We start from the raw sequence: 21,135 nt of genomic DNA, 5'->3' as shown, positions 1-21,135 counted from the left end.
AGTTTGTGATATTTTTTCGTGCCTTCGTGCCTTCGTGCCTTCGTGACGCGGCACGGATTATGCGATTTACGCATCAAACAACTGTATTTTGATGCTGCAAGAAAAATAAAAAGAAAAAGCACGTGTGGTGTGAAACGAAGTAATTTCGTTTCACACCACACAAGCAGATATTAAGTTTTAGCTGCCGCAGGCATTTGGAGCAGCTAGCTAAGTTCTCCATAGATCTCAGCAATCTGATCTGCAAAATCAGCGAGTACCACGTTACGCCGCACTTTCAACGATGGCGTTAAATATCCGTTTTGCACTGTGAAATCGCCTGGCAGGATCTTGAATTTGCGAATTGATTCAGCGCGCGATACGGACTCATTCGTCCGTTTTACCGCACGGTCAATTGCTGCGATCACTTGTGGATCTTCAACTGCTTGCGCAGCTGTCATCGGCTCTAGTTGATGATTTACCAGCCATTGTGGAAGCGCGTCCGCATCGAGCGTGATGAGTGCGGAAATAAACCGCTTTTGATCGCCTACTACTACAACCTGCGAAATCAGTGGGTGCCCGCGCAGTGCGTCCTCTAATGGCGCAGGTGCTACATTCTTCCCACCGGCTGTTACAATCAATTCTTTCTTTCGACCAGTAATAAATACGTAATCATCTTCATCTACACGGCCAATATCGCCAGTACGGAACCAGCCGTCAGCGGTAAATACTTTTTTCGTCTCTTCTGGATTATTACGGTACTGCTTGAATACGTGGTCGCCTTTGACGAGGATTTCACCATCCTCAGCAGCTTTCACATAGCAGCCCGGATATGCTGGGCCGACTGATCCAATCCGCATCGTGCCAGGCTTATTCACGGTAGTTGGTGCCGAAGTCTCGGTAAGACCATAGCCTTCATAAACTGGGATCCCTACGCCGCGGAAAAAATGCCCCAGGCGCGCACCGAGCGGTGCACCGCCAGAAATTGCACCGCGCAGATGCCCACCAGTAATTTCGCGCAGCTTAGTGTAGATCAATGCGTCGCCGAGCTTATGCTCAGCCTTGAGCTTTGCGGACGGACCTTCGGGGGTGTCGAGAGCTTTTGAATATTTGATGGCAATTTTTGCAAAGCGGCGGAACATTGCCAGTTTCATCCCGCGCCCAGCTTTTGCGTCAGCAGCATTGTAAATTTTTTCAAATACACGCGGTACTGCAAGTACGAGCGTGGGTTTAAAGCTTTGCATATCGGAAACGAGATCACGAATATTGGGTGAGAATCCCACTACATTTCCACCATAGGAGACGGCGAGGAAAATGAATCGGGCAAATACATGTGCCATCGGGAGGAAGAGCAGTGTGCGTGCATTCTTTCCGGTAAGTAATTCCATCAAATCTTCATTTGTGACACCGTTCATCACCACATGCAAAATATTGCGGTGGGAAAGTTCAACGCCCTTTGGACGACCAGTAGTACCAGAAGTATAGATGATTGTCCATAAATCGTCAGCTTGCGTATTGTCGATTAGTTCATCAATGATTTTGCCGTCGATCGCTTCACCGAGAGCTGAGAGTTTTCCTTGTGCATCGTCGGAAATCGTCCAGATCTGGGTAAAGCTATCTACTTTCTGGATGATCGGTTCAAGCACTGCACGCATTAGTGGATCTTCCACAATAGCTGCTTTGATATTGGCATCTGCGATGATCCATTCCGCCTGCTCGCTTGAGGAAGTTTCGTAGATCGGAATGGCACATGCCCTGGCAAATTGAATTGCGAGATCAAATAGCGCCCATTCATAAGAGGTATGAGCCATGATTGCAACATTATCTCCGGGTTTGATCCCCGCGGCAATTAAGCCACGTGCAACCCGGCGAATTGCGTGCGCAAATTCTTTGAAGGTCACGTTTACCCATTGCCCGGTGGAATCTGTTTTACGAGCGACTGCCACTTTACGTGGAGTTTCTTCAGCCATTTTGCGGAAAAGCGCAGGCACTGACATTGATTCGGTGATTTTGATTCTTCCGGGGACGAATGAAATGCCAGGTTCTTCAATTAGATCGCTCATTGATATCTTCTTCCGTAGGTTTCGTCGGATTAGCGTTCGCTATTTATTGTTGTGCGACTCTTTGAGTCTATCGGTTTATCTGCGAAAGCGAGAAAAGTGCGGTTGCTCTTTTTGAAGTTGGTGTTCAAGAAGAGCAACCGCACTTAAGCCTAAACTAAATCAGACATTTTACACATTTTTTAACTCGTGTGTCGTGACGGTGACTGAGTTGATTTCTGCTTCCGCATCAGTATTTGGAAGTGGCTCGATTGTAAATGTACCGTCAATCTTTGCAGCAGCGATCAAATCTGTACGAGCAGCTGCAATAGCGGGAATTATCTCGGCTGGTGCCTGCAAAGTAACATGCATGAACGGAGTGCGTTGCGATACTTTTGCTTCCGTCTTTACCTTTCGTAATGCACGTAATGCTGCACCGGCTGCAACCAATACGCTGACTGTATCGGCTGATTCCGTTGCAGTAGTAGCGGTGGCAAAATCGGTGGCCGCTGGCCAGTGGGCACGGTGCACACTGCCAGTGCGATACCAGCTCCAGACTTCCTCTGTCGCGTACGGTAAGAACGGTGCAAAGAGACGCACGAAAGTATCAATGGCGATCTGCAAGGTAGCGCGTGCAGAAGCGATTTCTGCAAGTTTGCCAGCAGCTGCAAGCTCACCTTCACGGTCGTTTGCGCGATCTTTGACCAGCTCCAGGTAATCATCACAGAAAGTCCAGAAACACGTCTCGGCAACTTCCAGCGCACGAGTGTGATCATATTTTTCGAAAGCTTCGGTAGCTTGCTGCACTACATGCGCGAGTTCAGCAAGCATCGCCCGATCAAGCGCTTCAGTAACAGCTTGTGGATCGATCTTAATTGGGGCGCCCGCTTCGGTTGCTCCAAAAGCGAACTTGGAGGCATTGAGCACCTTCATTGCCAAACGACGGCCAATCTTCATCTGCTTTTCATCGAAAGCAGCATCAGTGCCAAGCCGTGCGGAGGCAGCCCAATAACGTACGGCATCAGAGCCGTGCTTTTCTAAGAGCGCCAGTGGCGTGACCACATTGCCTTTTGATTTGCTCATTTTCTTGTGGTCAGGATCGAGGATCCAGCCAGAAATAGCTGCATGACGCCACGGGATCTCCCCAAATTCGAGGTGCGCACGCACCATTGTGGAGAAGAGCCAGGTGCGGATAATATCCTGACCTTGCGGGCGGACATCCATTGGATAAACTTTGTTGAATAAATCTCCGTCTGTGAGCCAACCGCCGGCAATCTGCGGAGTAAGTGAAGAGGTCGCCCAAGTATCCATGATATCTAGTTCGCCAATAAATCCGCCTGGCACTCCGCGCTGAGACTCAGTAAAGCCAGGCGGGCAGTCTGAGGAAGGATCAACTGGGAGCGAATCTAGCTCAGGAGTGAGAATATCGTTGTAATCTGGTTCTCCGTTTTCATCGATGCGATACCACAACGGGAGTGGGACCCCGAAGAATCGTTGCCGTGAGATCAGCCAGTCAGTATTCAAACCGGAAACCCAGTTGTTGTAACGTACGCGCATGAAATCTGGATGGAATGCGAGTTCCGCGCCACGTGCAAGCAGATTTTCACGCAAATCATTACCATTACAATCGGTGTAGGGATGCCCGCCATTGCGGATATACCATTGACGTGAAGTGACGATTTCCAGTGGCTTATCACCTTTTTCAAAGAAGTTCGTTTTTCGTTGGGTGGGCTGCTCATCGCCGATCATCTCGCCGGTTTCTTTCAGCTTCTCGACAAGTACTTTGCGTGCAGAGAAAGTGGTTTTTCCAGCTAATTGCTCGTACATTGCAATGCCGTCAGGAGTGGTGATCCACTGCGGAGTTTCGCGCAGGATTCGCCCGTCTTTGCCTAATACGGAACGCATTGGCAGATTCAGCTCACGCCACCATTGCACATCAGTAAGATCTCCGAAGGTACAGCACATTGCAATACCTGCACCTTTATCCATTTCAGCGGCACTGTGTGCGAGCACCGGAAGTTCTACACCAAAAACTGGAGACTTTACTGTTGTCCCGAAAAGATGCTTGAAGCGCTCATCGTCAGGATGTGCAATTAAAGCTACGCAAGCCGGAAGCAGTTCTGGACGGGTAGTTTCAATGATCACGTCTTCGCCGTTTTCCGCATGGAATGCAAGTGCGTGGTATGCGCCGGGATAATCACGTGCTTCCAGTTCGGCTTGCGCAACAGCAGTTTGGAAAGTTACATCCCACAGACCCGGGGTTTGGGCTTGATAGGCTTCACCGCGTTCGAGATTCTTCAGGAAAGCAGCCTGAGCTACTTTTTGCGCTTTTGCGCCGATCGTTTGATAATTTTGGGCCCAATCTACTGAAAGTCCAAGATAGCGCCAGAGATATTCAAACTGTTTTTCGTCTTCGGCAGTTAGCTTCCAGCAAAGTTCAATGAAATTACGCCGGGAAATTGGCTTTTGGTCAGCGTATTTGATGGATTTACCGTCACCGCCGTCATGCGGAGGAATAAAATCTGGATCGTAGGGGAGTGACGGATCGCAGCGCACTCCAAAGTAATTTTGCACCCGGCGTTCAGTGGGGAGGCCGTTATCATCCCAGCCCATCGGGTAAAACACGTTCATGCCTTGCATCCGCTTGTAACGTGCTACTACGTCTGTGTGTGTATAAGAGAATACGTGCCCCACATGCAGTGAACCGGAGACGGTGGGAGGTGGGGTGTCGATCGAATAAACGGCATCGCGTTCAGTGTTGCGTTCAAAAGCGTAGGTGCCATTTTCTGCCCATGCTTTACCCCAGCGGTCTTCAAGACCTTCTAAAGCGGCGCGTTGTGGCACATTTGTTTGTTCTAGAAAAGCTGATTCTTGATTTGTCATAGGCTAATTCTTTCATGTTTCCGCCTGAAAACGCACTTATGCTTGCGTGAGATACGTCTTTTCACAGGTCTGACGGAGAGTTCGAGCTTGGCGTGATTGAAATCGGATTTTGCTTTTGCCAGTTTTTGTATCTGATTCCGATTGGCGGAATTATCTGTAGGAGCAACATGTAGTGGTTTATTAGCTGATAGCGTACTGCCAGTGATCGTTGGTGCTTGTGAGGGGCGCCACTTACGAGCATGTGATTGTGCTGATCCCAAACAGCTCTTTCTTGCGTTTTGCCATTTCAAGCTGCTTTCGCAGGCTGTTTCAAATAGCAGGAAGTTGGCACAATTGCCACGCTAGATTAGAGGAAATATGGTTTACAATTTTCACAAATGTCACGATATTTGTTGCTACTGCCTAATTCTGAATTGCATCGGCGTGAAAAAGTTGTATTGTATAGCGAGTGAACAAGATACCTGCTTCGAGCCGAGGCGAGAATCTCGCAAATTTACAAAATGGCTCAAAATCTGAGGTGTTACCAGTCGATAAGGTCGACAATCCGCTTGCTTCTACAGGCACACTGCATTTACCACAAACTTTTACTGGCGGCTTGATGATCGCTGCGCTCGGAGTTGTCTTCGGCGATATCGGTACGTCTCCGCTCTATGCAATGAAAGCCGTATTTACCACAAATAACGGCATGATTTCCGTCAGCGAACATTCTGTTTACGGGATTCTTTCGGTTATTACCTGGTCGGTAATGATCGTGGTGAGCTTGAAATATCTGAGCTTCGTGATGCGTGCAGATAACGAAGGTGAGGGCGGGATTCTTGCACTCACTGCGTTGATCCGCCATCATTCCAGCGGCAGATTATCAAAAGCAGTGACGATTATCGGCATAATGGGCGCAGCGCTATTCTTTGGCGACTCAATGATCACACCGGCAATGTCAGTGATGAGTGCGGTAGAGGGCCTAGATTTGGTCTATCCGCAGGCGCGTTCGATAGTGGTGCCGATTTCAATCGTGATTTTGTTGGCGTTATTTAGTATCCAACGTTTTGGTACTGGAAAAGTGGGGCGTTTGTTTGGGCCAGTGATGCTGGCATGGTTCGTCCTACTTGCAATACTTGGGATCCCCTACATCGTGCAGTATCCAAGTGTGCTGCAGGCATTATTGCCAACCTATGCGCTTAGTTTTGCAATAGATAACCCATTCTTTGCATTTGCGGCACTTGGCGCATGTGTGCTTGTGATCACTGGAGCTGAAGCACTTTACGCAGATATGGGGCATTTTGGGCGTAAACCGATTTCGATGGCTTGGGCTTTGGTTGTGCTCCCGGCGCTTGTCCTGAATTATTTTGGGCAAGGTGCATTGCTCTTACACGATCAGGCTGCACTGGAATCACCATTCTTCTATCTGGTGCCGGATGTGCTGCGTATCCCCGTCGTGATCATTGCTACTTTAGCTACAGTTATCGCTTCACAAGCCGTGATTTCTGGTGCGTATTCGGTGACGGCGCAAGCCTTGAATCTCGGCTTCCTGCCGCGAATGCGCGTGCTGCATACTTCAAAAGAAGCCAGTGGGCAGATTTATATTCCAGCAATGAATCTGACGCTACTTGTTGGGGTCATGGTCTTGATTTTGCTCTTCCAAAGTTCAGACAATCTTGCGCACGCATATGGGCTTGCCGTTACGGCCACTGAAATCTTGACCACCACGCTATTCCTGATTTGTGCGCGAGTACTTTGGAAGTGGCCGCTTTATAAGATCGTTCCGTTGGGGATCGTTGTTGTCGGGCTGGAGCTGCTTTATTTCAGCGCGACTCTGCCAAAGATTCCGACCGGCGGCTGGTTACCGATTATGATTGCGACGGTTTTTATCGCGATCATGGCTGATTGGGTTTGGGGGCAACGGCGTGTGCGGCAAATCCGACAAGAGCTCGGAATTTCGATGAGCGCATTAGTTGCTAAATTGCGTACGGAAGATATTCGCCGTGTGCACGGACAAGCAATCTACCTGCATCAAAATCGCGGCATGGTGCCGTTGAGTTTGAAAGAAAATATTCGTTTTAATCAAAGCGTGCATGAACAAGTGCTTTTGCTGCGTGTAAATGTGCTGAATGTTCCGCATGTGCGCCATGCGGAACGAATTTCGGTGAAGCGAATTGGTGCCGAACAAGACGGGGTATTTGATGTGACTATCGATATTGGGTTCAATGACAATCCGAATATCCCGCATAATCTGCGCTTGTGTAGTAAGGATGCCGATCTCGGGTTTGTTTTCGATGAGAAACATGCACGATATTTTGTCTCGCTATTGGGGTATCGGCGTGCCGATCCGTCGTCATTGTGGCACAAAATCATTACGAAACTATTTGTGATTCTGAGTCGGAATGCTTCTTCGCGAGTCGAAACATTTGGTCTGCCACGGCACCACACGGTAGTTATCGGCGGTGTGATTCATCTGTAGATTCATTTATGCATCATGATGCTGAAATCTGAGATTTGGCTCCTGGATTAAAATCAAATCCGGGAGCCAAATCTCGCTTCTTGCAATATTGGAAACTTTCCTCTGCGGAGCAAATTTGCGATGTGTAAATGTGCTTTATCCGAGTTGTGCATCGCGCGCAATCGCGGCTCTTACGCCGTTAATGACGGCATTGGAAAAGCCAGCTTGTTCCATTTCGATCAGCCCTGCCACGGTAGTCCCTCCAGGCGAAGTGACGGTATCGATAAGTGCTTGCGGGCGGATCTCAGGAAGCGATGCAAATGCTAATTGCGCTGCTCCAGCAACTGCTTGGGCCGCGACTCTAACGGATTCAGCTTTCGTCATTCCGGCTGCGAGTGCAGCACGCGAAAGCGCATCGATATAGGCGAAGGTCCATGCAGGGGAGCAGCCAGCAATTGCGGAAAAAGCCGGGAAATCCTTTTCTGCGATTACACTCACGGCGCCTACTGCTGCGAAAACTTCCTGTATTTTTGCAAATTGCGCCGCAGTAACGAAATCATTCGCGCACAGCGCCGTCATTCCTTTGCCAATTGCACTGGCTACATTCGGCATTGCACGCACTATCGGCTGGTTCGCGGGAAGAGCTGCACTTAATTTTTCGAGCGAGATGCCGGCAGCTACGGAAACTATTACCGTGCCATTTTTTGCTGCGGCAGGCGCAATCTCACTGAGTATCTCGTGGACGAGATATGGTTTTACCCCGAGGATCACGATTCCAGCTTTTCCCAGTTCAGATACCAGTGCAGTGTTCGTAGCAGCACGCTGCACTCCAAGTTCAGCGCTGAGTGCGGTTGCGGCAGTATCATTTACACGCGTAAAGCGAATTTCTGCAGCAGTAGCAGCTTTAGCTGAAAGTACGCCACGTAAAATTGCGCTGCCCATGGCGCCTGCGCCGAGAAAACCTAACATGATGGAACCTTCCTAAAATAATTTGCGGTAGCCGCTTCGGTGTATTCGGATTTAACTGCGATTTTCAAACTGTTTCGGATGCAGTCCTAATAAGAAAACTTTAGCAAGCTAAATTTGGTGATCACATCGCTTAACAGTGCACGTGGCTTTGATGATCTTGGATATTTTTGAATATCGGGCAAATATTTGATGTAAAGCGGTGAATTTCACGCCAATCGGAATTGGATCCTCTTTTGTCAGATGGCAGCTTTGAGTTAAACTCGAAGGCGTTATAATCGAAAGTCAAAAGCTATGATCTGGCTATCACCAGGGAGCTTCCGGAAGAACGGCAGAAGTATTTCGCGAATAGTATCGCATCTCGCGCGGAGTGCTGCAGCTTATTAGAACCGGACGGTTCAGATTCGTCATCATCTGCAATGAGTGGTTTGGCAGTAAATATTTTGTCTTCCTGCCAGGCAATCGGGGTGGTACCGCGGTTCGCGTTTTGCATCGCATACGCAATCGTCCTCGTGTCCAGAGACGCTACGAGGAGAATCATGAGTGAACAAACTAAGTACCCCTTGCATCGTGACGGTGAAGTAGTCCAAAGCCCAAATTTGCCGGAACTTGAAAAAGACGTATTGCAATACTGGAAAGCTGATCAGACTTTCCAGGCATCAATCGATCAGCGCGAAGGCGATGAATTCGTATTTTATGACGGCCCACCGTTTGCAAACGGGCTTCCGCATTACGGGCATCTGCTTACCGGATATGTGAAAGATGTGGTTGGGCGTTATCAGACGATGAACGGCAAACGTGTGGAGCGTCGTTTTGGCTGGGATACGCATGGTTTGCCAGCCGAACTGGAAGCACAGCGCGAACTTGGAATTGATGATGTCAGCGAAATTACGCGCCCAGGTGGTGTCGGTATTGAAAAATTCAATGCTGCCTGCCGTTCTTCGGTGATGAAGTATGCCAATGAGTGGGAAGAATACGTGACCCGTCAGGCACGCTGGGTAGATTTTGAGAACGACTATAAGACCCTTGATTTGCCATATATGGAATCAGTGATGTGGGCATTCAAGACTTTGCATGAAAAGGGCTTGATTTACAAAGGATATCGCGTTCTCCCATACTGTTGGAATGATCAGACACCGCTTTCAAACCATGAATTGAAAATGGATGATGAGGTGTATCAAGACCGTCAGGATAACACCGTGACGGTTGCGATGCGGCTTGAAGAATCGATCCTGGGCGGGCAGCAAGGTGAGATGGTTTTGATCTGGACCACTACACCGTGGACTCTGCCGTCAAATCTTGCAGTAGCAGTCGGGCCGGAGATCGAATATGTGGCTGTGCAGGTGGCAGCTGATTTAGCAACTCCGCTTGCGGGGCAGATCGTGATTCTTGGCGCGGCACGCCTTGGCGCATACGCGAAAGAATTGGGTGAAGAACCACAGGTATTGCGCCGTTTTCAGGGCAGTGAACTGGTCGGGAAACGCTATTATCCAATTTTCGATTATTTTGATACACCGCAAATGCGTGCTGCAGATGGGGAAATCGGGCCGCATGCGTGGGAGATCATTGGCGGCGATTACGTGACCGTTGATGACGGTACTGGTCTGGTGCATATCGCGCCAGCTTTTGGTGAAGACGATATGCTCGTAGCGCAGGAAGCAGGAATTGGCACTGTTGTGCCAGTAGATGATGCGGGTGCTTTGACTGATGCTGTCAGTGACTATGCGGGCATGAATATTTTTGCGGCAAACAAGCCGATCATCACGGATCTGCGTGACGGCACTGGCCCAATGGCACGAATTGCTCCGGAAAAGCGGGCAGTGCTCGTACAACAAAAGAGTTATGTACATTCTTATCCGCACTGCTGGCGTTGCCGGAAGCCGCTGATGTACAAGGCGGTATCTTCATGGTTCGTGAAAGTGACGGCTTTCCGCGATCGGATGGTGGAACTGAATCAGCAGATTACCTGGCAACCGGAGCATATCAAAGACGGTATCTTTGGCAACTGGCTGGCAGGAGCTCGCGACTGGTCAATTTCGCGCAACCGTTTCTGGGGGGCGCCGATTCCGGTCTGGATGAGTGATGATCCAAGGTATCCACGTGTGGATGTGTATGGTTCGATTGCTGAGCTGGAAGCGGATTTTGGGGTGCAGGTAACGGATCTGCACCGGCCTTTCATTGATACGCTCACGCGGCCTAATCCGGATGATCCAACAGGGAAGTCGAAGATGGTGCGGGTGCCGGAAGTGCTTGATTGCTGGTTTGAATCCGGTTCAATGCCGTACGCCCAAGTGCATTATCCATTTGAAAATCGGCAATGGTTTGAATCGCATTATCCTGGCGATTTTATCGTCGAATATATTGGGCAAACGCGCGGCTGGTTCTACACGATGCACGTACTTGCCACAGCACTTTTTGACCGTCCAGCATTTACCTCATGTATTTCGCATGGAATTGTGCTGGGTAATGACGGTCGGAAGGCATCAAAATCATTGCGGAACTATCCAGATCCGATGGAAATGTACGATCAGTACGGTGCGGATGCGGTGCGCTGGATGTTGATGAGTTCACCAGTATTGCGCGGCGGAAACCTGGTTGTAGCTGAGGAAAGTATCCGCGAAGCGGTACGGCACGTGATCCTTCCTGTCTGGAATACGTATTATTTCTTCGGGCTTTATGCAGGTACCGTAAATGCCGGAGCCGGATATCAAGCGAAAATACTTGATTTGCAAGATCCAGCAGTGCTTGCAGAGCTAGACGTGATGGATCACTATTTGCTTGCGCGTACAAAGAAGCTCAGTGATGATGTGCGTGCAGCTTTCGATGCGCTGGATATCCCGGCTGCAGCGAATGCGATTCGCGAATATCTTGATCTGCTCACGAACTGGTATGTACGCACCTCACGTGACCGTTTCTGGAGCGAAGATTTGCGTGCATTCGATACGCTTTACACTGCTCTTGAAACGCTCACTCGCGTGATCGCGCCACTCGCCCCACTTGTCGCAGAAGAAGTCTGGCGCGGGCTGACGGGCGGGCGTTCAGTACATCTCCAAGATTGGCCATGCCTTCCTGAACTTCCAGGTGCGGCAGAGCTTGTTTCGGTAATGGATGAAGTACGGGAAGTAGTTTCCAATGCGCATGCTCTGCGCAAAGCGCATAAACTGCGTGTACGCCAGCCGCTCACTAAACTCACTGTCGTCACAGATCTGGATCTCACGCCTTTTGCCCGGCTAGTTGCCGCAGAAGTGAATGTGAAGCAGGTAGAAGTACTCCAAGCTGCAGAATCTGGTTTGGCAGTGAGCCGGGAACTTAGTGTACTGCCGCGTGAACTCGATCCAGGCGTGAGGAGGTACACTTCAGCTTTGTTCCAGGCGGCAAAGAATGGAGCATGGGAAGAAACCGCAGACGGCGTGCTGATGCACACAGATCCGCAAATCAAGCTTGCGCCGGGGCAATATGAGCTCTCAACTTCGGTGACGGCAGCTGCAGGTTCAGTAGCTGCAGTGCTTCCATCAGGCTCATTCGTGGTGCTTGATACAGTGCTCACTGCGGAATTGGAAGCTGAAGGGATCGCACGTGATGTGATTCGCCAAATCCAGGATCAGCGGAAAGCTGATGGCTTGCATGTGGCTGATCGGATCACACTGACTTTACGGGTGCCAGATAAGATGCTTGCAGCAGTTACCGCAAATCTGGAAATGATTCAAACTGAAACACTTTCCGTGGCAGCTGATGTGACTGGGGGAGCTGCGGAAGTAGTGGTATCGGTGCAGGTAGCTAATGGTTGAGAAAACGAACAAACAGATGGAAGAACTTACGCCAGCAGAGCAACTGGAAGCTTTAGATGAAGCAGCGCTCGCGGCGCTGCTTTCGTCAGGATTGATCGTCGGGCCTGATCCGGAGATTCTCACTGAAGTTAAAGCTGCACCGGATCCGAGTGTAGAGCTGGCAAATGACGTAGCGCTGGGAGCTCAGGTGGATGAGATTTATCGCGAGATTATTTCTCGTGCACCTGAGCACAAGGTGCAGCCGTCTTTGGAACGGGTAAAAGAGTGCCTTGATTTACTTGGAAATCCGCAAGATACTTACCGTGCAATTCATCTCACTGGCACGAATGGGAAAACTTCGACGGCACGGATGATCGAAGCGCTGCTGCGCGAGCGTGGTTTACGTACCGGACGGTTCACTTCTCCGCATTTGAATTCGGTGCGTGAGCGGATCACGATCAACGGTCGAGCAATCAGTGCCGCTGATTTTATTGATACCTGGGAGGATGTACGGCCGGTAATTGAGCTGGTGGATGCACGTTCGCAGGCAAAAGGTGGGCCGAAGCTGTCATTCTTTGAAGTTTTTACGGTAATGGCTTATTCGGCTTTCGCAATGGCGCCGATTGATGTTGCTGTCGTGGAAGTTGGAATGGGCGGTCGTTGGGATGCGACGAATGTGATCGATGCGGATGTGGCTGTGATTTTGCCGGTTGCGCTTGATCATCAGCAATGGTTGGGAACTACGGTTGAAGAAATTGCACAGGAAAAACTGGGCATCTTAAAACCCGGAAAAATTCTGGTGACGGCAGCTCAAGAACCGCAAGTGGCTGAACTGATTGCGGCTGATACGCAGCAGAAATATGCACAGTTGATTGCCGCAGGCGGTGATTTTCAGGTACTTTCCCGTGAACGTGCTGTTGGTGGGCAAATGATTTCATTGCGTACACCGGCGGCAATTTATGAAGATATTCCGTTAGCGATGTTTGGAGCTTATCAGGCTGAAAATGCGGCTGTGGCGTTAAGCGCGGTGGAAGCGTTTTTCGGTGGCGGAGCTTTGCCGGGTGAAGTGGTAGAACTGGCGCTAATGAGCACAAAATCGCCAGGACGGATGGAAGTGGTAAAAGGTTCGCCAGTAATTATTGTGGATGCATCGCATAATCCTGCTGGTGCGAAGGTGACGATGCAAACCCTGGAAGAAAATTTTCCTGGTCCGCGTGTGGCAGTATATTCTGCGATGGCAGATAAAGATACGGAAAGTATGCTCGTGGAAATCGAACCGTACTTTGCCGCAATTGTGCTCACCCAAATGCGTGGCGAGCGGGCAGCAAATATTGCTGATTTAGCGCTGTTGGCACGGGAAGTTTTTGGGGAAGAACGAGTGCATCTTGCGCCAGAGCTGGGTGATGCGATCACTACCGCAGCTGATTTAGCGGAAACGGCAGATCCGGATGCGATTGCTCCAGCATCGGTAGTGATCTTGGGTTCGATCCAGCTTGCCGGTGCAGCACGCGAATTACTGGGTGCAAAGCAGCTCGATCAAGCCTGATTTTGCTTGGCGCTTCATAATTTACAGATGATTGATGACGGTATCTTCAGGTGCCGTCATCAATCATCTGCACAGTTTTCGCGCGGGCGATTTTTGCCGCAGATTTTTCGTATTTCATGTATCTCGGTAGATCTACAGTATTTGTAGCTAGCTGGCGCAAATTTGGTGTGCCAATGCGTGGAATAAGTGTGAACTAAGTTTCAAATCATGGCAGAATATGGCACAAGGATTTATTCAGCTCAGCTGACGCAAGTACGATTCATGAATTACATAGTTTATGTAGAATACGTGATTTCGCTATTGCAGCTGATTTAATGTGCGGTTGAGCGGCGGCTGAATCGATCTTGTGGGCAGCTTTTTACAAGCGCCGATCAAAATACGATCGAATTGCGCAAAACGCAGTGGTAACCAGGGATAGGAGTGAAATGGCACAGATCAGCAGTATCGCAAAGAAGGTTGTGAATGCCGCCGCCGGTGCTGGCACTCGGCTTGATCCGTGGTTTGGTTCTTACGCAGATCGTGCTTTAGGCATGAAACAATCTGAGACGCGTTCACTTTTTGCTGTCGCAAATCGCCCGGAAGTGGTTTCGCTTGCTGGTGGGATGCCAAATATTACTGGGCTACCTTTAGAATTTTTGGCTGATCTTTCAGCACGTTTGATTCGTGAGCGGGGCCCGCAAGTGCTGCAATATGGCAGTGGGCAAGGTGAAGAAGAACTTCGTGAAATGATTTTGGAAGTCATGCGTGTGGAAGGGATCCGTGCGCATGTAGACGACATCACCATTACCACTGGCTCGCAGCAGGCGCTTGATATTGTGACGCAAATTCTGCTTAATCCAGGGGAAACAATCGTGGCAGAGGCTCCTTCGTATGTGGGTGCCTTGGGGGTATTTCGCGCATATCAGGCCAATGTGGTGCATGTGCCGATGGATGCGGACGGCTTGATTCCGCAAGCTCTTGATCAGACGCTTGAGAAGCTGGCAAAAGAAGGTAAACCAGTAAAATTTTTATATACTGTGCCGAATTTCCATAATCCTGGCGGCGTATGTCTGAGTTTGGAACGCCGTCCGCAAATCGTGGAGATTTGTAAGCGTCATCATGTTTTGATTTTGGAAGATAACCCGTATGGAATGCTTGGTTTTGCCGGGCAAACAATGCCGCCGCTGCAAACCTGGAATCCAGATGGTGTGATTTATCTTGGTTCTTTTTCAAAGACTTTTGCGCCAGGTTATCGGGTTGGGTGGGCGCTTGCACCACATGCAGTAACACAGCGTCTGGTGTTAGCCAATGAAAATGCATGCTTATGCCCGACGAAGATGGGGCAGATTTCAATTTCGCAATATTTGCGGAATTTTGATTGGATGGGGCTGATTGGTGAGTATCGGCAGATGTATCGTCAGCGCCGTGATGCAATGAATGCTGCTTTGGAGAAGTATCTGCCGATGTGTAGCTGGAACGTGCCCGAGGGTGGATTTTATACCTGGGTGGAGTTGCCGAAAGGTTTGGATGCGAAGGCAATGTTGCCGCGTGCTACTACAAATTTGGTGGCTTATGTATCAGGTACGGCTTTCTTTGCGGACGGGCAAGGGCATGATCATCTGCGGTTATCGTTTTGCTATCCGCCTCCGGAGCGGATCACGGAAGGGGTCCGCCGGCTGGCAGGCGTGGTTGAGTCTGAACTGGAATTGGTCGAAATGTTTGGGACGGCTCCAGTGCATCAAAGCACCGGAGTGGAAGTGCCGCGCGCGAATCAAATTTAAGCCGATATTTACATATAGTTTGCAAAGGAAGAATAATGGAACGTCCTTTAACGGTAGCTGTGATTGCAGGTGGTTTAACGCATGAACGTGAGATTTCATTGATTTCTGGGCGGCGGATCGCTGGTGCTTTAATGAATAGTGGGATCCAGGCGAAGGTGCTGGATTTAGATTCTCAGCTTTTACAACGATTAAAAGCTTTGGAACCAGATATTTGCTGGCCGACGGTGCATGGTGCTTCAGGTGAAGATGGCTCTCTGCAGGATTTGCTTGATTTGGCTGGTGATCCGTTTGTGGGTACGGGCGCCGACGGGTGCAGGGTTGCTTATGATAAATCCGTCGCTGCCGCTGCGCTGAGTGAGGCGGGGGTGGCTGTGCCGGATTCGATTGCGATTCCGCAGAGTTTGTTCCGCGAAGTTGGGGTGAATGCAATTCTTGATTTGTTTGAATCACGTTTTGGGTTCCCGCTGGTAGTGAAACCTACTCGTGCCGGATCTTCAATGGGTTTGACGATTGTTGAATCGCGGGCGCAATTGCCGGGGGCGATGGTTGATTGTTTTGCTTATGGTGAGGTTGCGCTGGTGCAGCAGTTTATTGCAGGGCGTGAGTTCGGGGTTGCCGTTGCAGATTTCGGGCAAGGCGCGCAGGCACTTCCGCCTGTGGAGATTCGCGCTGCTGGAATTTATGATTACGATGCCCGCTACAATCCGGGGCGGGTGGAGTATTTTGTTGCCGAAGATTTGGCTGTAGCTGGTGTGGCAGAAGTGGCAAGTTTGGCGCAGGAAGTACATCGTGTGCTGAAGCTGCGGCATTTATCGCGGACGGATGTGATTCTTGACGCCAGTGGTAAGGCCTGGTTTATTGATGTGAATACTGCTCCGGGGATGACCGAAACTTCAATCTTCCCGCTTGCTGCTGGTGCTTATGCGCAAACGCATGGGATTGCGCCGGATCAGGTGTATTTGGAGATTTTGAAAGCAGCTGCGCTCGGGGAGTAGCACAGATTAGCGGAATCTTGGAGTATTAATTTTAAGCGCGGAAATCTGGTGATTTACCTGTACAAGTTCTGCTGCAAGCTCAGCTTTGCTTTTCTTATTCCAAAACATTAGATTCTGCGTTACCGTTTCTATTTAACTCACTTTTGTCTGGAGATTCTTTCCGATACTGTTCTGTAAAATAGAGCCCAATAACTCCAATTGCGCAGCAAACTCCGCCAATTTCTTTAGTTTCGATCCTTTGGTTCGGCTCTAGCCAGAATCCAGCTATTAAAAATCCCAGACCGATAATCCCAATCATAAAGAGGAAGAATCTAATCACGGAAATAGTTTTCTTTTGGAATCTCATCTCAAAAATCCAATAACTTGCTAGGTTTGCTATTTACGCAAAAAGGAAATGAAACTAATTAACCTTCGTAATTTATTTTCATAATGCATCCTAAATATTGGATTATTTTCATGAAATTGATTTTTCCCAATATTTTTCTCTTTGCAGTAACGGTGGAGAAATGTTTGCTCTTGAACCATCTGGAAAAGGCAGATACCTAGATCTTGAAACTCTTCGGTATCATTAAACACATGAGTGAAAAGACATTGATTCTGATTAAACCCGACGGTGTAAAGCGCGGTCTTGTCGGTGAAATTTTGCGCCGGATTGAAGCAAAAGGATACGAAATTGTAGAACTAAAAATGCTGCAGGCAACTGATGCACTGCTTGCGGCGCATTATGCAGAACACGTCGAGAAACCGTTCTATCCAGAAATGGCTGAATATATGCAATCTGGTGCAATCGTGGCGGCAATTATTGCAGGTACTCGTGTAGTTGCAGGAGTGCGTGCTTTGGCTGGAGCTACAGATCCAACCACTGCCGCACCAGGCACGATTCGTGGTGATTTTGCACGGGCATGGGATCAGGGCGCAATTCAAAATTTGATTCATTCATCTGATTCTGCGCAGTCAGCAGAGCGCGAGATCGCGATTTGGTTTAACAGATAATGCTCGCTAAGCGGGAATCAGCAATTTCGTGATGGGATTGGGAGCAGATCGGCAGTGCATCTAAAATCATTGATCTTGCGCGGCTTTAAGTCATTTGCAAGCACCACTGCGCTCAATTTCGAGCCAGGCATCAACTGTGTGGTTGGTCCGAACGGATCTGGTAAATCCAATGTAGTTGATGCACTCACCTGGGTCATGGGCGAGCAGGGTGCGAAAAATTTGCGTGGCGGGCAAATGTCTGATGTGATCTTCGCTGGTACCGCAAAACGCCCTGCTCTCGGGCGTGCTGAAGTTTCCTTAACAATTGACAACACTGACGGCGTGCTCCCAATCGACTATTCAGAAGTGACGATCACCCGTACCTTGTTTCGCTCAGGCGGTTCAGAATATGCAATCAACGGCACTTCCTGCCGGCTCCTCGATATTCAAGAGTTGCTTTCTGATACCGGCATGGGGAAAGAAATGCATGTCATTATCGGGCAAGGCAAACTCGACGAAGTACTCACAGCTACTCCCGAAGAACGCCGCTACTTTATTGAAGAAGCTGCCGGAGTGCTAAAACACCGCCGTCGGAAAGAAAAAGCCTTACGCAAACTGGAATCGATGCAAGGCAATTTAACTCGGATCGAAGATTTAGCAGGAGAATTGCGGCGCCAACTTGGGCCGCTTGCCCGGCAAGCCGCCACAGCACGGCGCGCTCAAGTGATTCAACGTGAAGTGTTTGATGCACGGGCGCGGCTTTTAGCTGACGATTTAGCGCAAGCACAAGCCCGACTTTCGGCACAATCCATTGACGATCATGCTTTTGATACACAGCGTGAAGAGCTCGTGAAAAAACTTGCTGCAGCTGCAAACGAAGTTCAAATATTAGAGTCGGAAGTAGCTGCTGCTTCGCCAAAAATCGCCCTGCTAACTGAGCAATGGCAACGCCTCACATCGCTCGTAGAAAGATTTCGGGCACTAGTCCAGCTGGCAGATGAAAGAGAACATTCCTTACGGCAGGTAGGGCCAAATATTCACCGCGGTGAGAGCCCGCAGCAGATCAGCGAACGTGCTGCGGCTGCGTTTGCGCAAGAGGAAGAATATGCAAAAGCGCAAGAAGCGGCACAAGATCTACTTTCAGACTCGGTAGCTGCACGTGAGAAAGCTGAAGCTGTCGAACGTGATATTGACCGACAGCTAGCTTCTCTTTCACGCAGGCTTGCTGACCGGCGCGAATCTGCTGCTCGGCTGGGAGGAAAAATTTCCACCGTCCGCTCTAAAATAGAGTCACTCACAGCCGAATCTGCCCGTGTAAAGGCAGCATCCGAAACTGCACGGCACAGAGCAGTACAATCCGCTGAACAGGTGGCAAAGCTTGAGCAAGATATTGTCGCTCAAACTGACGGCGATGATACTCTCGCAATTTCGCAAGAAGAAGCATCGCGTGAATTGAGCGAAGTAAAAGCTGCACTGGCCGCTGCCCGTGAGCTTGCCGTTACCGCAGCTACCAATGCCGCGAAATGGCAGGCAAAAGCCCAGACCCTTGAGCTTTCTTTAGCGCCGGAAGATGCTACTGCCTGGGTATTTGATGAATATCGTCTTGGAGTGCAAGGGCTGGTGCGTGATCAATTGCAGATTCGATCTGGCTGGGAAGCTGCAGTTGAAGCAGGCTTGTACGGAGTAGCTACCGGGGCCGTCATGGATTCGATCGATAGTGCAATTGATGCTCTGCGTGGCGCTCGCGAGGCTCAGTCAGGGCATCTCGAATTGTTGATTTCCGGTGCTGCAGGCGGTGTAGAAAAAGCTGAATCAGTATCGGATCCGCAGCAAGATCAGCAAATTAAGCAAGCCAGGCAAGCGCTCAGAGAAAGCAATTTTGATGAAACGGAAGCAATTCTTGGAATTGATGCATTGAGCGTAAACACGCGCACAAATATTCTTGCACGTGAGATTTTGGAGCACACGATTCTTGCTGCTGATTTGAGTGTCGCACGCAAGCTGCTCGCTGCCGGAGCGCTGCGAGTTGTGACACTAGCAGGAGATGTGCTTACACCACAGCATATTTCAGGTGGGGCAGTGCAAACCGGGGCAGTGCTTGCGCGGCAAGCAATGTATGCAGATGCGCGTGCGCAGGAAGAATCTGCGGCTGCTGAAAAAACAGCTGCCGATCAGGCCGTGATCCAGGCGGAAGCAAAACTTGCACTTGCACAAGCAGAATTTGATCAGATTTCGCTGCAGCTAAACGCGCGTGATTCTTCCCTTGCAGCCGTCAGTGCGCAGCTGGGAGTTTTGCGGCAAAGCGTCCAGTCTGCAGAAGACGAAGTGGCACGAAATGAGGCACGGCAAGCAAAAATCCAGCAAGAAATAAGTCTCGCGCAAAACGAATTAGCGCAGCTTAACGCGCAGCAAATAGCATTGGATGAAGAACCTGAAGAAAACGAATCACGGCTTGCAGAACTCACTAGAGAACGTGAAAGTGCGCATCAAAATACAGTGCAAGCACGTACTGACGAAACCCAGGCACGCCTAGTATTACGCACGAAAGAAGAACGGCTGCGGGCAGTAGCTGGGAAAGGTGCAGCACTCGAAAACCAGGCCCATGCGGTAGCGGCACGGATTGCACAGGAAGAACGGCAAGCTACACGTCGTCTCGAATTGGCAGATCATGCAGCGCGAATCAGTGGGACTTCCCGCCTTGCATTAAGCCGTACGCAAGAGCTGCTTACCGCGGTCACAAGTGAACGGCAGGATGCCGAAGCTGAGCGCAGCGCGCAGGATACGAGTCTTCACACAGCACGGAAAATCCTCCAAGATTTGCAGACTGAACAGCGCACCTTAGATGATCTTGCGCATCGTCGTGAACTTGCTTTGGCACAATTACGATCCAAATACGAACAGCTTGCTGCGAAAGCGATCGACGATTTGGGGCTGCCTGCGCAGACCTTGATTGATGAATACGGTCCGCATTTGCTGATCGAAGTTGATATTCAAACTAATACGGTACAGCCGCTATCTGCAACAGCGGAAGATCAGGCGCAAACGGAAAATAGTGAAACGCCCAGCGGCGTGAAGCAAATTCCATTTGTGCGCGCAGAGCAGGAAAAACGGCTTGCCCGCGCAGAGCGTGATCTTTCCCGTCTGGGAAAAATCAATCCGCTTGCTTTGGAAGAACACGCGGCTTTAGAAGAGCGGCAACGTTATCTTACAGAACAGTTACAGGATTTACGGAAATCGCGTGAAGATTTGCTGAAAATTGTACGTGATATTGATAAACGCGTGAATGAAGTGATGCAAGCAGCTTTTGTTGATGTATCGCGTGAATTTACCGGTACTTTTACCAGACTCTTTCCGGGTGGTGAAGGCAAGCTGATCCTCACTGACCCAGATTCTCCGCTTACTACAGGGATCGAGATTGAAGCCCGTCCGCCAGGGAAACGGGTAAAACGGCTGTCATTGCTTTCCGGTGGGGAACGTTCGTTGACGGCAATCGCGTTCCTTGTCTCGATTTTCAAGGCGCGCCCGTCGCCTTTCTATGTAATGGATGAGGTGGAAGCTGCGCTGGATGATGTAAATCTTTCACGATTGATTGAAATTTTCAAAGAGCTGCAAGACAATTCGCAACTATTGGTGATCACACACCAAAAACGCACAATGGAAATTGCTGATGCGCTTTATGGAGTAGCAATGAAGGAGCAGGGGGTCACATCAGTGATTTCGCAGCGGTTGCAAGAATTAGTGGATCAAAAGTGAAATATTGGCGCGGATCGGAATAAGAAGGACGTTGCGATGTGCGC

At 49.7% G+C, this 21,135-nt stretch carries 11 protein-coding genes; 7 read left to right on the top strand and 4 right to left on the bottom strand.

Annotated features, from left to right (window positions below):
* Positions 1–203: 203 nt before the first annotated feature.
* Both J2S36_RS03320 and valS read right to left on the bottom strand, forming a co-directional pair.
* Complete coding sequence (locus J2S36_RS03320) at positions 204–2,039, bottom strand: AMP-dependent synthetase/ligase (protein ID WP_309955538.1); 1,836 nt, start codon at positions 2,037–2,039, stop codon at positions 204–206.
* A 168-nt stretch (positions 2,040–2,207) separates the two neighbouring features.
* Positions 2,208–4,898, bottom strand: a complete 2,691-nt coding sequence (gene valS, locus J2S36_RS03315; RefSeq protein WP_309955535.1) for a valine--tRNA ligase — start codon at positions 4,896–4,898, stop codon at positions 2,208–2,210.
* Between the two features lie 448 nt (positions 4,899–5,346).
* Here valS and J2S36_RS03310 point away from each other — a divergent pair, with 448 nt between their 5' ends.
* Positions 5,347–7,353, top strand: a complete 2,007-nt coding sequence (locus tag J2S36_RS03310; protein WP_309955532.1) for a potassium transporter Kup — start codon at positions 5,347–5,349, stop codon at positions 7,351–7,353.
* A 135-nt stretch (positions 7,354–7,488) separates the two neighbouring features.
* On the opposite strand, the gene proC is transcribed toward J2S36_RS03310, so the two are convergent.
* Positions 7,489–8,301 (bottom strand): pyrroline-5-carboxylate reductase, encoded by an 813-nt coding sequence (gene proC / locus J2S36_RS03305; protein WP_309955529.1) that lies wholly within the window; start codon positions 8,299–8,301, stop codon positions 7,489–7,491.
* A gap of 536 nt (positions 8,302–8,837) precedes the next feature.
* Between proC and ileS the strand changes: the two genes are divergently transcribed.
* The 4 genes from ileS to J2S36_RS03285 all read left to right on the top strand — a co-directional run bounded on the left by ileS (position 8,838) and on the right by J2S36_RS03285 (position 16,366).
* On the top strand, positions 8,838–12,086 hold the full coding sequence (gene ileS, locus J2S36_RS03300; RefSeq protein WP_309955525.1) for an isoleucine--tRNA ligase: 3,249 nt from the start codon (positions 8,838–8,840) through the stop codon (positions 12,084–12,086).
* On the top strand, positions 12,079–13,611 hold the full coding sequence (locus J2S36_RS03295; RefSeq protein WP_309955522.1) for a bifunctional folylpolyglutamate synthase/dihydrofolate synthase: 1,533 nt from the start codon (positions 12,079–12,081) through the stop codon (positions 13,609–13,611). The genes ileS and J2S36_RS03295 overlap by 8 nt, the downstream gene beginning before the upstream one ends.
* A gap of 425 nt (positions 13,612–14,036) precedes the next feature.
* Complete coding sequence (locus J2S36_RS03290; RefSeq protein WP_309955519.1) at positions 14,037–15,371, top strand: aminotransferase-like domain-containing protein; 1,335 nt, start codon at positions 14,037–14,039, stop codon at positions 15,369–15,371.
* Between the two features lie 35 nt (positions 15,372–15,406).
* On the top strand, positions 15,407–16,366 hold the full coding sequence (locus J2S36_RS03285) for a D-alanine--D-alanine ligase family protein (protein ID WP_309955517.1): 960 nt from the start codon (positions 15,407–15,409) through the stop codon (positions 16,364–16,366).
* A 94-nt stretch (positions 16,367–16,460) separates the two neighbouring features.
* Here J2S36_RS03285 and J2S36_RS03280 read toward each other — a convergent pair whose 3' ends face one another.
* On the bottom strand, positions 16,461–16,712 hold the full coding sequence (locus J2S36_RS03280) for a hypothetical protein (protein ID WP_309955514.1): 252 nt from the start codon (positions 16,710–16,712) through the stop codon (positions 16,461–16,463).
* Between the two features lie 230 nt (positions 16,713–16,942).
* Between J2S36_RS03280 and ndk the strand changes: the two genes are divergently transcribed.
* Positions 16,943–17,359: a nucleoside-diphosphate kinase gene (ndk, locus tag J2S36_RS03275; protein WP_309955511.1), complete on the top strand. Its 417-nt coding sequence runs from the start codon at positions 16,943–16,945 to the stop codon at positions 17,357–17,359.
* A 54-nt stretch (positions 17,360–17,413) separates the two neighbouring features.
* A complete protein-coding gene (gene smc / locus J2S36_RS03270; RefSeq protein ID WP_309955509.1) occupies positions 17,414–21,091 on the top strand; it encodes a chromosome segregation protein SMC in 3,678 nt (1,225 codons plus the stop codon).
* Positions 21,092–21,135 lie beyond the last annotated feature (44 nt).

It is taken from the genome of Arcanobacterium hippocoleae (genome assembly GCF_031456295.1).
GTDB classification, from domain to species: Bacteria; Actinomycetota; Actinomycetes; order Actinomycetales; family Actinomycetaceae; genus Arcanobacterium_A; species Arcanobacterium_A hippocoleae.
This window is presented reverse-complemented; position numbering and strand designations above follow the sequence as displayed.